We start from the raw sequence: 14,083 nt of genomic DNA, 5'->3' as shown, positions 1-14,083 counted from the left end.
TGCCGGCGCGGCGGGGTCGGTCGTCAGGCGGCGGAGGCGGCGGCCTCCCACTGCCCGCGCCAGTGCCGGACCAGTCCGTCCCAGGTGCCGGCGGCCCCGGCGGGCAGATAGGTGCGCCGGATCGCCTGGGGGCTCGCCGTCCACGGCACGGCCGGGGACCGGACGGTCCCGAACGCCAGGACGTCGGCCGGGAGTCCGGCGTCCTCGGGGATGCCCCCGTACGGGTAGGCGAAGAGGCGGGCGGGGCCGGGGCCGTACCGGGCGGCGACGGCGTCGAGGGAGTCGGCGCACTCCCGGCGTGCCCGGTCGCCCGGCAGGGCGTCGAGATGGGGGTGGGTGCTGGTGTGGGCGCCGATCAGGTGCCCGTCCGAGGCGAGCAGGTCGCACTCGGCCCCGGTCAGATAGTCCTCGCGCGGGTGGTCGCTGCGCTGCCCGAGCAGCCCGGTGCAGGCGAAGAGCACGGCCCGGACGCCCAGTTCGGCCAGGATCGGCCGGGCGTGGGTGAGGTTGTCGCGGTAGCCGTCGTCGAAGGTGACCAGCACCGTGGGCCGGCCGGGCCTGCGCGGTCCGCCCTCGGCGAGGAGGTCGGCCGGCTCGTACGGGTCGAACTCCCGCAGCACCCGGGTCAGTCCCGCGCGGAACTCCTCGGGCGACAGCGCGGTGTAGTGCCGCAGCGTGGGGTTGACGTGGTGGAAGTAGAGGACCAGGGGCCAGCCGGGGGCGCTGCTCGTGGCGGGCTGGTGGGCATCGGCGATGCCCGGGACGTACGGGGCCGCGGCCGCCGCGGCGGGCGGCGTCATCGCGCACCCGCCGTCGCCGTCGCCGCCGCCGTCCCGCGGTCGCCGCCGGTGCCCGCCAGGACCTCCGTCATGACCTGCCCGACGGCGCGGGCCAGCGCCTCGATCTGCTCCGGCCGCCAGTGGCCGGTGGAGTACTTGTAGCTCATCTCCAGTTCGCCTCCGACGATGTCCCCCTCGGCCATCAGCAGGTAGCGCTCGCGCTGGAGCGGGGAGCGGTGGGCGCCGAAGTCCTCGGCGGCCGGGGCGAGGACGGACCCGGGCGCCCGCTGTTCCAGCCGCATCAGATGCCCGCGGAAGTTGAGCCGGACGTCCGGGCGGGGGCGGGCGGCGAGCGCGGCGCGCTCCGATGCCTCGGGGGAGCCGAACCGCAGGGCGTCGAAGCCGTACCGACGCGCGGGCAGCGCGGCGAGCCCCGCCAGCGCCCCGCGCAGCGCGTCCGGCCCGTCGCCCCGCCAGGTCAGCACCGCGGGGAAGGTGCTCTGCACGTAGGAGACCGTGCGGGAGAGGTCGAGCTCCCCGGGGAAGACGTCGCGGCTGTGGGCGTAGACGTCGACGCCGTGGGTCGCCTCGCCGGTCCACCGGGCGAGGCCGCCGACCAGGCAGCCGAGGGCGAAGTCGTGCGGGGCGACGCCGGTGCGGGGCAGCTCGTGGGTGACCAGGCGGGTGGCGTCGGCCCCGATGCGGGCGCGGTGGGTGCGCAGGGTGGGCAGCGTGACCGGGCCGTCCAGGGCGGGGCGCAGCGGGGCGGCGCCGGCGGCGGCCCCGGCCCAGCGGGCCGCGTCGCTGCGGGCCTCGGGGGTGGTGAGCCAGTCGGCGAGGGCGGCGCCCGCCGCACGGGGACCGGTCGCCGAGCGGTCGGGGACGCGGCCGTCGAGCAGCGCCTCCAGGTCATCGCCGAGCAGGCCCATCGACACCCCGTCGAGGACGAAGTGGTGGACGGTCAGCAGCAGGCGGGCGGTGCCGTCGGGCAGGTCGGCCCAGGTGAGCCGGAACACCCGGCCGTCGGCCAGGGAGAGGGAGCGCTGGGTGTCGGCGAGCAGCCGGTGGAGCCGGCCGCCGGCCTCGTCGGCGGACAGGTGGCGCAGGTCCGCCCGGTGGACGGCGGCGGCCGGGTCCGGTTCGGTGAGGCGGACCGTGCCGTCGGCGGCGAGCGCGGTGCGCAGCGCGGGGTGGCGGACGAGCAGGTCGTGGGCGATGGCCCGCAGACGTCCGGTGTCGGGCGCGGCGGTGGTGGTGAAGAGGGCGTTGAGGCAGAAGTGGTCGGGCTCCGGGAGGTCCCCGTCGAGGAGCCAGCGGCGCTGGGCGGGCAGCAGGCCGAGGGGCCCGTCGGCCTCCCGGCCGTCGCCCGGGGCGGGGGCCGCGCGCCGGGCGGCGCGGGCCGCGGCGGCCCGCGCGGTGCGGCCGGTGAGCAGGTCGGCCGGGTGCAGCGGGAGACCGCGGGAGCGCATCGTCGCGCAGATCCGCAGGGCCGTCAGCGAGTCGCCGCCGTGGGCGAGGAAGTCGTCGTCGGGGCCGAATCCGGGCGCCTGGATCAGCTGTCGCACGGCTGCCACCAGGGCGTCCAGCGCGGTGGCGGGCGTCTCTCCGGGCCTCTCGCCGGGCGTCTCGCCGCCGGGTTCCGCGGTCAGGGCGGCGACGGCGGCCTCGGCCGCGCGGCGGTCGATCTTCCCGGAGACCGTGAGCGGCATCCGCTCCAGTACGGCGAGGCGGCCGGGGACCAGCTGGGCCGGGACCCGCTCGCGCAGGTGCTCGCGGACCGCCTGCGGGGTGAGGGCGGTGCCGGGGGCGGCGGTCACGGCGGCGGCCAGGAGGCGGCCGCCGTCCCCGTCGTCGAGGGTGAACGCGGCGGCGGCGGCCACGCCCGGGGTGTCCATGAGGTGCCGGTCGGCCTCGTCCAGCTCGATCCGGTGGCCGCGCACCTTGACCTGGTTGTCGACGCGGCCGAGGAACTCCAGCCCGCCGCCGGCCAGCCGGCGCACGAGGTCGCCGGTGCGGTACATGCGGGCGCCGGGCGCCTCGGCGTACGGGTCGGGAAGGAAGCGTTCGCGGGTGCGTTCCGGGTCGTGGAGGTAGCCGTCGGCCAGCAGGGGGCCGCCGATCCACAGTTCGCCGGTGCCGTCGGCTGCGGGCAGGCGCCGCTCGTCGAGGACGTGCAGGAGGCGTTCCCCGACGGGGCCGCCGATGGGCAGTCCGGCGGTGTCGGGGACGGGGGTGTTCGGGGCGAGGACCAGGGCGGTGGCGGTGACCACGGTCTCGGTCGGCCCGTAGCCGTTGACGAGGGTGGTGTGGCCGAGCGGGGAGCGGCGGTGGGCGCGGGCGTCGGCGGTGGTGGCGTTCTCGCCGCCGATGACCACGGTGCGCACGCCGCCGAAGGAGGGGGCGCTCGCGCCGTCGAGTTCGCCGCAGAGCATCCGCCAGTAGGCGGTGGGGAGTTGGAGCACGGTGACGCCCAGGTCGCGGGCGGTGGCGGCGAGCGACGCGGCGTCCGGGACGCCGGGCTCGCGGAAGGCGAGGGTGCCGCCCGCCGCGAGGGTGGGCCAGATCTCCTCCTGGGCGACGTCGAAGCCGATGCTGGCGAACTGCAGGACGGTGTCGGCCGCGGTCAGCCCGAAGAGGCCGGCGCAGGCGGTGACGTGTCCGGCGAGCGCCTCGTGGCCGACCAGGACGCCCTTGGGGGTGCCGGTGGAGCCGGAGGTGTGGATGACGTAGGCGGGGCGGACCGCCGGGTCGCCGCCCACGGGCCGCCCGCCGTCGAGCGGCCGGGGCCGGCCGCCGTCGCGGTGGTCGATGACGGCGCACGCCCCGGAGGAGCCGAGCAGCTGTGTGCGGCGCTCCTCGGGGGTGGCGGTGTCGAGGGGGAGGACGGCGGCCCCGGCGAGCCAGGTGCCGAGCATGGCGACGACGGCCTCGGGTCCGGCGGGAAGGTGCACGGCGACCAGGCCGCCCTCGGTGACCCCGGTCCGCCGCAGCTCGCGTGCGGTGGCCGTGGCCCGCTCCCACAGCTCGGCGTAGCCGGTGGTGCCGCCCCGGGCGTCGCGCAGGGCGACGGCCCCGGGCGTGGCGCGGACGTGGGCGTGGACGGAGCGCACCACCGGGGCGGGGCGGGCGGTCGCCTGGCCGGTGGCGGGCACGGAGGCGGTGGCAGTCGCGGGGCCGGAGGCGGTCGCGGAGGCGGTGTGCACGGGAACTCGGCTTTCGTGGGGCGGGCGGTGACCGGCGTCGGCCTGCGGCGTGCGGCGGGTCATGGCCGTGCCGTTCCGCGACAGCTGGCGGGGCCGCTGGGGTCGAGGAGCAGCCGGGCGGCGGCGAGGACGTCGTCGCGGTAGGCGCGGTGGCGCTGGACGACGACGGTGAGGTCGGCTCCGGCGACGGCGGCGCCCAGGTCGCGGGCGGCCGGGATGTCGCGGCCGCGGGCCGTGAAGGACTCGACGTACGGGTCGTGGAAGCTCACCTCGGCGCCGAGGGCGTGGAGTTCGGCGGCGAGCGGCTCGGCCGGCGAGTGGCGGACGTCGGCGACGTCGGGCTTGTAGGTGACGCCGAGGAGCAGCACCCGGGCGCCGCGGACACCGCCCGCGCGCTCCGCGAGGATCTCCCGGGCGCGGGAGGCGACCCAGATCGGCATGGAGTCGTTGACGCGCTGGGCCTGCTCCGCCATGCGGAAGGGGATGCCCTCCTGGGCGGCCCGGTGGACGAGGTAGAGCGGGTCGACGGGGATGCAGTGGCCGCCGACGCCGGTGCCGGGGCGGAACGGGGTGAACCCGAAGGGCTTGGTGGCGGCGGCGTCGATGGTGTCCCAGACGTCGACGTCGAGGCGGTGGCAGATCTGCGCGAACTCGTTGATCAGCGCGAGGTTGACCTGCCGGTAGGTGTTCTCCAGGATCTTCGCCGCCTCGGCCTCGCGGGTGGAGCGGGTGACGTGGACCTCGGTGGCGAAGCCGCGGTAGAAGGCGGCCGCGCGGGAGGCGCACTCGGGGGTCAGGCCGCCGACGACCTTCGGGGTGTTGTGCAGGCCGTACCGCTCGTTGCCCGGGTCGACGCGCTCGGGCGAGAAGGCGAGGAAGAAGTCGCTGCCGGCGGTGAGCCCGGACTCCTCCAGCACTGCGCGGATCACGCCGTCGGTGGTGCCGGGGCTGATGGTGGACTCGATGATCACGAGCTGGCCGGGGGTGAGGCGGTCGCGCACGGTGCGGGTCGCGGCGAGCAGCGGTCCCAGGTCGGGGACGCCGTGGGCGTCCACCGGGGTGGGGACGCAGAGCGCGATCACCGTGCACTGCTCCAGGAAGGCCGGGTCGGTGGTGGCGTCGAGGAGTCCGGAGACGGCGGCGAGTTCGGCGGGGGCGACCGTGTCGCCCGGGGGGCGGCCGATGTTGACCTGGGCGACGAGGAAGTCGTTGAGGTCGAGGCCGCGGGTGCGGTGGCCGGCCGCGGCGGCGGCGACGGCCAGGGGCAGCCCGGCGTAGCCGATGCCGACCACGGCGACCTCCACGGGGCGTACGGGCGTCCCGAGGGCGGTGCCGAGGCCGGCCGGGGTGGCGGGCGCCTCGTGGGCAGGTGCGGTGGCGATCAGATCCATCTGTGTTCCTCGCAGGCATGGGGCCGGTGGAAGTGTCACGACGGGGGGCGTTGAACCCCTCGCCCGTGTGCCCCCGCCGTGCCGCCCTCGGCACGGAGCCGGGCGGCACGGGGCGGGCCGGGCAAGAGGAAGCGGGCCTGACCTGGTGCTCTGGGGAGGCGGCTCCCTACGGATTGCCACAGCCTCGGACCACCCGCTAGAGGAGCGCTCAAGAGCTGCTCGGCACCCTCTGGAGGACGGCCGCCGGACCTGTGGACGAACGCCCCAGGACCGCTGGACCCCCGCCCGCACACCTCCGGACGCCCGGCCCCGGACCTCCGGACGCCGGGCCCGGCATCTCTGGACCGCCGCACCACGGCCGCTGGAGGACCGCTGCCGGACCACTGCCGGACCGCTGCCCGACGGCTGCCGTACCTCCGGACGCCCGCCCCGGGGCCCCCGGCCCCTCGCCCGCACACCTCCGGACGCCCGCTCCCGGCCGTCTCGTGACCCGCCCCGCGCACGCCGGACCCCCGCCTCGCGGCCCCCCGGGGATCCGGTGCCGTGCACGCGGCCCCCTACCGATCAGCGGCGGACGGCGGCGAGACAAGGGCCGAGGGGGCGCGGGTAGGGGTTCGCCCGCGCCGGGGGGACGGTTACATTCGGGACGGCTCGCCGTGCGCCGCCGACCCGGGCCCGGCCCTGCCGCGCTTCTCGGAACGCGGCCGGAAGAGCCTGCCAACGGCCCGGGCCGCGCACATCCCCCGTCGCGGTCCGGGCACTCGGGCCGCCGCCGTGCGGGCCGAGCCAGGGCGAGGGGACTGAGGATGAAGGCACTCGTACTCGCAGGCGGAACGGGCAGCCGGCTGCTGCCGATCACCCATACCGCGCCGAAACAACTGGTCCCCGTGGCCAACAAACCCGTGCTGTTCTACGGAATCGAGTCCCTGGTGGCCGCGGGGATCACCGACATCGGCATCATCGTGGGCTACACCGCCGACGAGATCCGGGCGGCGGTCGGCGACGGCAGCGCCTTCGGCGCCCGCGTCACCTACATCCCCCAGGACCGGCCGCTGGGCCTGGCCCACGCCGTGCTGGTGGCGCGGGACTACCTCGCCGAGGACGACTTCGTCATGTACCTGGGCGACAACTTCATCGTGGGCGGCATCAGCGAACTGGTGGGCAGTTTCCACCGCAACCGGCCCGACGCCGACATCCTGCTGACGCAGGTGGACGATCCGACGGCCTTCGGCGTCGCCGAACTGGACGCCGAGGGGCGGGTCGTCCGCATCGAGGAGAAACCCAAGAACCCGATGAGCGACCTCGCGGTGGTCGGGGTCTACCTCTTCACTCCCGCCGTCCACGAGGCCGTGCAGGCCATCGAGCCCTCCGCCCGCGGCGAGCTGGAGATCACCGACGCGCTCCAGTGGCTGATCGACCAGGACCGCACCGTCCGCTCGACGCTGGTCACCGGGTACTGGAAGGACACCGGCAACGTCACCGACATGCTGGAGGTCAACCGTTCCGTGCTGGAGAGACTCGAACCGTGCACGGACGGGCTGGTCGACGCGGACAGCGAGATCATCGGCCGCGTCAGGATCGAACGGGGCGCCCAGGTCCACCGTTCGCGCATCGTGGGGCCTGCCGTGATCGGCGCGGGCACCACGGTCACCAACTCGTACATCGGCCCCTCGACCTCGGTCGCCGAGGACTGCGTGATCGACTCCAGCGAGATCGAGTTCTCGATCGTGCTGGCGGGGTCGAGCATCGAGGGGGTGGGCCGGATCGAGGCCTCCCTCATCGGCCGTCAGTCGCGGGTCACGCACGCCAACCGGACGCCGAGGGCCCACCGGTTCGTGGTGGGGGACCACAGCAAGGTCCAGATCACGCCGTGAGTCCGCGCCGCCCGCCCTACCGCTCCCGTCCGCCGTCCCGCCTCCGCCCGCCGTCCCGCTCCCGCCCGCCGGACTCCCGCCGGACTCCCCGCGGGCCCGTCCCCGCGGGACCGTCCGCTGCGGCGGCCCGGGGTCCGACCGTGCTCGACCCCGGCTCCAGCCGGGGACGGGACGCTTCACCCGGGCGCCCACCGGACCCGCGCACGCCCCCCGCGGCACCTCCGGCGGCACGCGCCGCCGGGGACGGCCGCCCGTCCCCCTGTACCGAGACCGCTGCGAAAGGCCCGTCACGATGCGCGTACTGGTGACCGGAGGTGCGGGCTTCATCGGCTCGCACTTCGTGCGGCGGCTGCTGTCCGGCGGCTACCCGGACCTGCCCGCCACCCGGGCCGTGGTCCTCGACAAACTGACCTACGCGGGGAACCTCGCCAACCTGGCGCCGGTGGCGGACGATCCACGCCTGGAGTTCGTCCGGGGCGACATCTGCGACGGCCCGCTGGTGGAGCGGCTGACGCACGGCACGGACCTGGTGGTGCACTTCGCCGCCGAGTCCCACGTGGACCGGTCCATCGAGGACGCCTCCGCGTTCGTGACGACCAACGTGATGGGCACCCACACACTGCTGCGGGCGGCGGCCGCCGCCGGCGGGGTCCGCTTCGTCCATGTGTCGACCGACGAGGTCTACGGCTCCGTCGACGAGGGCTCCTGGACGGAGGACGAGCCGCTGCGGCCCAACTCCCCCTACGCCGCCTCCAAGGCGTCCTCGGACCTGCTCGCGCTGGCCTTCCACCGCACCCACAACCTGGACGTGCGGGTGACCCGCTGCTCCAACAACTACGGCCCGCACCAGTACCCGGAGAAGGCCGTCCCGCTCTTCACCACCCGCCTCATCGACGGCCTGGACGTGCCGCTGTACGGGGACGGCGGCAACCGGCGCGACTGGCTCCACGTCGACGACCACTGCCGGGGCGTCGCCCTGGTCGCCGCCGGGGGCAGGGCGGGCGAGGTCTACAACATCGGCGGCGGCACCGAACTGACCAACCGCCGGCTCGTCGGCCGCCTGCTGGAGCTGACCGGCCGCGACGCGTCCGCCGTCCGGCACGTCGAGGACCGCGCCGGCCACGACCGGCGGTACTCGGTGGACACCGGCAAGATCTCCCGCGAGCTGGGGTACGCGCCGCGGACACCGTTCGACCGGGGACTCGCCGACACGGTCCGCTGGTACCGCGAGAACCGGTCGTGGTGGGAGCCGCTGAAGGCCGCGCTCCCCGCCTGACACCCCGCCACCGCCGACCGAGGAGCCGACTCCCGTGAACGCCCCCGCCGCCACCCCCTCCCGGCAGGCGGCCGCCTCCCGCTGGCTGCGCCGCTACCGGCCCGACGAGAGTGCCGCCGTACGCCTGTTCTGCCTGCCCCACGGGGGCGGCTCCGCCTCCGCCTACGTCGCGCTGACACGTGCACTCGCGCCCTGGGTGGAGGCGGTGGCGGTGCAGTACCCGGGACGGCAGGACCGGCGCGGCGAGCCGTTCCTCACCAGCGTCGACGCCACCGTCGACGCCCTGGTGCCGGTCCTGCGCGAGGCGGCGGACCGCCCGTACGCGCTCTTCGGCCACAGCCTGGGCGCCACCCTCGCCTACGAGGCGGCCCGCCGGCTCAGCGGCTCCGGGCACCCGCCGGCGCACCTGTTCGTCTCGGGGCGCCGTTCGCCCTCGCTGCCGCGCCACGACCTGGCGTTCCTGCGCAACGACGACGCGCTGATCGCCGAGATGGCGAAGCTCCAGGGGTGCGACCCGGTCCTCTTCCAGGAGGAGGACCTGCTGGAGATGGTGCTCCCCGCACTGCGCAACGACGCCCGGATGGCCGACGGCTACCGGCCCCGGCCGGACCCCGCGCTCACCGTCCCGCTGACCGTGCTCACCGGCGACGCCGATCCCCACGTCCCGGTCGAGGACGCCCGCGCCTGGCGGGACGTCGTCCCGGACGGCTCCGCCGGGCTGCACGTCCTGCCCGGCGGCCACTTCTACCTCGACGAGCACGTCGGCCGAGTCTGCCGTGTCGTCGAGGCCGCGGTCGGCGGCTGCCGGGAGCGGCCCGCGCAACCCCTGCCGTCACCTGAACCGGACGCCGCGTAGGGGGCCGCCCCCGCCCGCCACCCCGGTCTCTGCCGTGGCCACCTGGTTGCGGCACCGGCACCGGCTCTACCGTGGAGTGTCCGGCATCGCGGCATGCGCCCGGCACGTCCAGGGGAGGTCAGTGTGCGGGTCCAACCGATGCCCGGAGTCGGTGTCGACATCGGCGCCGACGGCTCCCTGGAGCTGCGCCGCCCCGACACGGCCGGCCTCCTCCCCCGCACCTACCACGGCTCACCCGTGTGCACGGCGATGTGGATCGCCCTGCGCCGGCACGACGGCGACCCCGACGCGGCGGCCCGCACCCTCGCCCGCCACTGGGGCGCGGACCTCGTCGGCACCCGCGCCGAACTGGACCAGTGGGTCTCGGAACTGTGCGACGCGGGGCTCGCCCGGCTCACCCCGTGACGCCCGCCCCCGGGCGGCCTCCCCCGGGACCCGCGCGGACCAGCCCGCCCGACGCCCCGCCGGTCGGCGCACACCGCCCCGCCCCCCACCCCCTACGGCTCCGGTACCGCTCCACCGCACCTGTAGGGGGTCCGCCGAGCCTGGGACGCGGCGGCGCCCGGGACCGGGCGGGCGCGCCCTTCCGGCACGCAGGGGGATTCGTGGAACGGGACTACGGCGAGGCACTGGACGTACTCGGCGGACAGCTGACCGCCTGCGCGGCCGGAACCGGGCAGCTGACCCTGGTGACCGGGGGCCTGGCGGCCGGCAAGACCCACCTGGTCCACAGCTTCGCCTCGCACGCGCGGGCCGCCGGCGCGCTCTGCCTGACCGCCTCCGGCTCTGCCGCCGAACGCGACTGCCCCGCCGGGATCGCCGACCAGCTCCTGCGCGGCCCGCGGGTTCCCCGGGAGACCGCCGACCGCACCGCCCTGCTCCTCGCGGAGGCCGCACCCTCCGCGGCCGCGGAGGGAACCCTCCCGGGCGGGGAGGAGACCCTCCTGCTGCGCGCGCTCGGGGCCCAGGTGCTCGATCTGGCCCGGCAGCGGCCCGTGGTGCTGCTGGTGGACGACGCGCACTTCTGCGACGGCCTCTCCGCCCGCTTGCTCGCCCACCTGGCGCGGCGCATCGGATCGGCGCCCGTGATGGCCGTCCTGACCCGCTGGGACCGGGAGCAGCCGGCCACCGACCCGGTCCTCACCGACCTGACCCGGCAGCCGCACGAGGACCTGCGCCTCGCCCCGCTCCGCCCCGCCGAGGTCGCCGCCCTGCTCGCGGCGGCCACCACGGCGGAACACGCCCGCGAGCACGCACCGGCCGTCCACCGGGCGACCGGCGGCAACCCGCTGCTCGTCCGTGCCGTCGCCGAGGACCACCGGGCCCTCGGCGACGGCCGGCCCGCCGCGGCGGACGGCCCCCCGCTCACCGGCCCGGCCTTTGTGCGGGCCGCGCTGGGCTGCATGACCCGCTGGGACGACGGCCACCTGCTGACCACCGCGCAGGGTCTGGCCGTCCTGGACACCGCGGCCACCGTGCCGCTCCTCGCGGAGGTGACCGGGCTGCCCGCGGCGGCGGTCCGCCGGACGCTCGGCACCCTCACCGCCGCCGGTGTCGCCGAGGGCCCGCGCCTGCGCGGTCCCGCTCTCCGCGACGCCGTGCGGACCACCCTGAGCGGTGCGGAGGCGGCCCGCCTGCACGGCGCCGCGGCCGCCGCGCTCCAGGACCGGGGCGCCGACCCGGTGTCCGTGGCCCGGCACCTGGTCGCCGCGGGAACCGGCGACGCGCAGGACGCCGCGGCCCTCGGGGCCGCCGCCGCCCAGGCCGCCGGACGCGGCGAACTCCCCTTCGCCGCCGACTGCCTGGACCTGGCGGTACGGCTGGGCACCGACCCGCGCGGCCGCGCCGCGCTCCGGCGCCGGCTGGCCCGGACCCTCTGGCAGACCGACCCGGCGGCGGCCGACCGCTGCCACGCCGAGGACCGCACCGCCCTGGCCGGCGGGGAACTGCCGCCGCACCACGCGAGCGGCCCGCTGAAGCAGGCCCTGTGGCGCGGCGACCGGGACACCGCCCGCCAGGCGCTGCGCGCCCGCGCCGGGCTGCCGGAGGACCGGCGCGACCCGCGGACGGAGGCCGAACTGCGCCTGGCCCACCGCTGGTTCTACGGGACAGCGGTGCTCCGCGGGACCGGCGCGGCACCGCTCGACGGCAGAAGCGGCCGCACGGCCGCGGAGGACCTCTGGAGCCGGGCCGTCGACGGCGTCGGCGACAGCGCGTCGGCGGTGGGCGGCCGGAGCGCCGTCGCGGGCGCCGAACACCTCCTGGAGAGCTGCCGTCCGGGGGAGACGCTCCTGGAAGTGGCCCTGGCCGCACTCTTCTCCCTCCAGCGCGGCGACCGCCCGGACCTCGCCACCGCGTGGCTCGACACGCTGGACGAACAGGCCGCACGGGGTTCCTGGACCACCTGGCAGGCGGTGCTCGGCGCCGTCCGCGCCGACTTCGCCCTGCGCCGGGGCGAGCTGGGCGCGGCGAGCGGGCACGCCCGCTCGTGCCTCGGCAGGCTCGCGCCGCAGAGCTGGGGCGTGCTGTACGCCTATCCCCTCGCCACCCTGGTGTCCGCGGCCACCGCGCTCGGGGACACCGGAGCGGCCGAGGAGGCGCTGCGGCGACTGCCCTGCGAGGCGCAGCCCGTGTCCGCCTGGAGCCTCGGGCTCCGCTGCGCACGCGGACGGCACCACCTCGCGGCCGGGCGGACGCTCGCGGCGGCGAAGGACTTCCAGGACTGCGCCGATCTGGCCCGGGAGGCGGAACTGGACGTGGCGGAGCTGGCCGACTGGCGCACCGGTCTCGCGGAGGCGGGCCTGCGGCTGGGCCGCACCGTGCTCGCCCGTGACCTGGCCACCGCGCAGCTCGACCGCAACCGCGGCGCGTCCGGGCGCACCCGGGGCATCGCTCTGCGGGTGCTCGCCGCCACCGCCGATCCCGGGCAGCGTCCGGGACTGCTGCGTTCCTCCGCCGACCTGCTGGAGACGGCCGGCGACCGGTTGGAACTGGCCCGCTCCCTCGGCGACCTGAGCGTGGCGCTGCGGGACCTGGGCGAGACGGAGGCCGCCCGCGCCATCTCCTGGCGTGCGGCGCACGAGGCGAAGGTGTGCCGTGCGAAGGCGCTGACGGACCCGGCGGTCCCGGGGGCCGCGCACACCGCCGTGCAGCCGGCCGGCGGGCCGGGCGGCGTCGAGGGTTCCGTGCTCAGCGACGCCGAGGGCCGTGTCGCGCTGCTGGCCGCCCGGGGCTTCAGCAACCGGGACATCAGCGAGCAGCTCTTCATCACGGTCAGCACCGTGGAGCAGCATCTGACCCGGGTCTACCGCAAGCTCGGTGTCTCCGGCCGCCGCGCGCTGCCCGAACTGCTCCCGCTCCCGCGGCTGCAGTCGGTCTGAGCCGAGTCCCGGGCCCGGGGGCGCGGGAAGCGGGACGACCGGTGCCGGGACGACCGGTGCCGGGACGGCCCGTGCCGGGACCGGAGCGGCGGAACGGGGAGCAACCGTGCCGGTCTCCCCTGCGGCGTGCCGGTGGCCGGTCTCCCCCGGTACGCGGACGGCGGTCCGCCGGGAACGCAGGACCGGACCCGTGGTCCGCCGGGAACGCAGGACCGGACCCGTGGTCCGCCGGGTGCACAGGACCCGGACCGGCTGTCCGCCGGGTGCGCACCGCACGCACCGGGCGGTGCGAGGGTCCGCGGCCGGCGGCCCGCGCCCGGCGCGAGGGCGTGCGCCGGGCGGTCTCAGGCCGCGAACAGATCGAAGGTGGACGTCCTCCGCGGCCCCGCGGCGACGTCGAGCAGCGGGTCCACGGTGAGCATGGCCTGGTGGAGCCGCTGGAGCTGCGGCGAGGGCTCGACCCCGAGCTCCTCGACGAGCCGGAGCCGCAGCCGCCGGTAGGACTCCAGGGCGGCGCCCTGCCGTCCCGCCCGGTACAGCGCCACCATGGCCTGCGAGTGCAGACCCTCGTGATGGGGGTGGCGGGCCGTCAGATCGGCCAGTTCGGCCAGGAGTTCGCAGTGGCGGCCGAGCTGGAGGTCGGCGTCGATCCGCCGCTCCACGGCCCCGAGTCTGCTCTCCTCCAGGCGCATGACCTCGATCTCCAGGATCGGGCCGAGCCGTACGTCGACCAGCGCGCGCCCGTCCCAGAGGTCGAGCGCCCTGCGGTAGCACGCCGCGGCCGTCCCGGTCTCGCCCGCCTCGAACGCCGTGCGCCCCTCGGTCACCGACCGCTCGTACTCGTGCACGTCGACGCTCTGCTCCGGGATCTGGAGCAGATAGCCGCCGTGGCGGGTGGCGAGGACGTCCTTCGCCCCTGTCGGGGCCCCCGGCCCCATCGCCGTGCCCAGCCGCCGCCGCAGCTGGAGGATGTAGGTCTGCAGGGTGGTCAGCGCGCTCTGCGGGGGCTGGGTGCCCCACAGCTCCTCCAGGAGCGTCTGCACCGGCACCACGCGCCCCGGGTAGAGCGCGAGCAGTGCCAGGATCTGCCGCGGCTTGCCCGCCGTCGGAACGATCGAGCCCCCGTTGACCTCGGCGCCCAACGGACCCAGAACCTGAATCCTCATGTTCCCCTCCGCACCTCGTCGAGTTCCTCATGAATTCCGAACTGTTGCCGGAAGCGCACGCTAGCCGGGTACCTGCCGGATCATGGGATGCCTTGAGCTGCCCTCCAGCGCTCTTCCATGGGCTGTCCGCCCTGCGGGCCAGGGCCGCACGAGGGCCG

The 14,083-nt window shown here is 76.6% G+C and carries 9 protein-coding genes; 5 read left to right on the top strand and 4 right to left on the bottom strand.

Annotated features, from left to right (window positions below):
- Positions 1-23: 23 nt before the first annotated feature.
- From IAG43_RS33565 to IAG43_RS33555, 3 genes are read right to left on the bottom strand one after another with little or no spacing between them, the layout of a single operon-like run.
- Positions 24-800: a polysaccharide deacetylase family protein gene (locus tag IAG43_RS33565; protein ID WP_187744918.1), complete on the bottom strand. Its 777-nt coding sequence runs from the start codon at positions 798-800 to the stop codon at positions 24-26.
- On the bottom strand, positions 797-3,982 hold the full coding sequence (locus IAG43_RS33560; protein ID WP_246574842.1) for an amino acid adenylation domain-containing protein: 3,186 nt from the start codon (positions 3,980-3,982) through the stop codon (positions 797-799). The genes IAG43_RS33565 and IAG43_RS33560 overlap by 4 nt, the downstream gene beginning before the upstream one ends.
- A 59-nt stretch (positions 3,983-4,041) precedes the next feature.
- Positions 4,042-5,373, bottom strand: a complete 1,332-nt coding sequence (locus IAG43_RS33555; protein ID WP_187744916.1) for a nucleotide sugar dehydrogenase — start codon at positions 5,371-5,373, stop codon at positions 4,042-4,044.
- A gap of 806 nt (positions 5,374-6,179) precedes the next feature.
- Between IAG43_RS33555 and IAG43_RS33550 the strand changes: the two genes are divergently transcribed.
- The 5 genes from IAG43_RS33550 (at position 6,180) to IAG43_RS33530 (ending at position 12,759) form a co-directional block, all read left to right on the top strand.
- The gene (locus tag IAG43_RS33550; protein WP_187744915.1) at positions 6,180-7,247 is read left to right on the top strand and encodes a glucose-1-phosphate thymidylyltransferase; all 1,068 of its coding nucleotides are present in this window, start codon (positions 6,180-6,182) and stop codon (positions 7,245-7,247) included.
- Positions 7,248-7,539: 292 nt separating this feature from the next.
- Positions 7,540-8,523 (top strand): dTDP-glucose 4,6-dehydratase, encoded by a 984-nt coding sequence (gene rfbB / locus IAG43_RS33545; RefSeq protein WP_187744914.1) that lies wholly within the window; start codon positions 7,540-7,542, stop codon positions 8,521-8,523.
- A gap of 34 nt (positions 8,524-8,557) precedes the next feature.
- Complete coding sequence (locus tag IAG43_RS33540; RefSeq protein ID WP_187744913.1) at positions 8,558-9,379, top strand: thioesterase II family protein; 822 nt, start codon at positions 8,558-8,560, stop codon at positions 9,377-9,379.
- Positions 9,380-9,517: 138 nt separating this feature from the next.
- Positions 9,518-9,784, top strand: coding sequence for a PqqD family protein (locus IAG43_RS33535; RefSeq protein WP_187744912.1), 267 nt, complete (start codon positions 9,518-9,520; stop codon positions 9,782-9,784).
- A 200-nt stretch (positions 9,785-9,984) separates the two neighbouring features.
- Positions 9,985-12,759, top strand: coding sequence for a helix-turn-helix transcriptional regulator (locus IAG43_RS33530; protein ID WP_187744911.1), 2,775 nt, complete (start codon positions 9,985-9,987; stop codon positions 12,757-12,759).
- A gap of 344 nt (positions 12,760-13,103) precedes the next feature.
- Here IAG43_RS33530 and IAG43_RS33525 read toward each other — a convergent pair whose 3' ends face one another.
- Positions 13,104-13,925 carry an AfsR/SARP family transcriptional regulator gene (locus IAG43_RS33525; RefSeq protein ID WP_187744910.1) on the bottom strand — a complete coding sequence of 274 codons (822 nt, stop codon included), beginning with the start codon at positions 13,923-13,925 and terminating at the stop codon, positions 13,104-13,106.
- Positions 13,926-14,083 lie beyond the last annotated feature (158 nt).

It is taken from the genome of Streptomyces genisteinicus (assembly GCF_014489615.1).
GTDB lineage: Bacteria > Actinomycetota > Actinomycetes > Streptomycetales > Streptomycetaceae > Streptomyces > Streptomyces genisteinicus.
The sequence above is the reverse complement of the archived record's forward strand: the minus strand, read 5'-3'. Positions and strand labels throughout refer to the sequence as shown.

Bases quoted from the DNA above. Each gene is read 5' to 3' on its own strand.
- IAG43_RS33565 (WP_187744918.1), bottom strand. From the start codon at position 800: ATGACGCCGCCCGCCGCGGCGGCCGCGGCCCCGTACGTCCCGGGCATC.
- IAG43_RS33555 (WP_187744916.1), bottom strand. From the start codon at position 5,373: ATGGATCTGATCGCCACCGCACCTGCCCACGAGGCGCCCGCCACCCCG.
- IAG43_RS33550 (WP_187744915.1), top strand. From the start codon at position 6,180: ATGAAGGCACTCGTACTCGCAGGCGGAACGGGCAGCCGGCTGCTGCCG.
- rfbB (WP_187744914.1), top strand. From the start codon at position 7,540: ATGCGCGTACTGGTGACCGGAGGTGCGGGCTTCATCGGCTCGCACTTC.
- IAG43_RS33535 (WP_187744912.1), top strand. From the start codon at position 9,518: ATGCCCGGAGTCGGTGTCGACATCGGCGCCGACGGCTCCCTGGAGCTG.
- IAG43_RS33525 (WP_187744910.1), bottom strand. From the start codon at position 13,925: ATGAGGATTCAGGTTCTGGGTCCGTTGGGCGCCGAGGTCAACGGGGGC.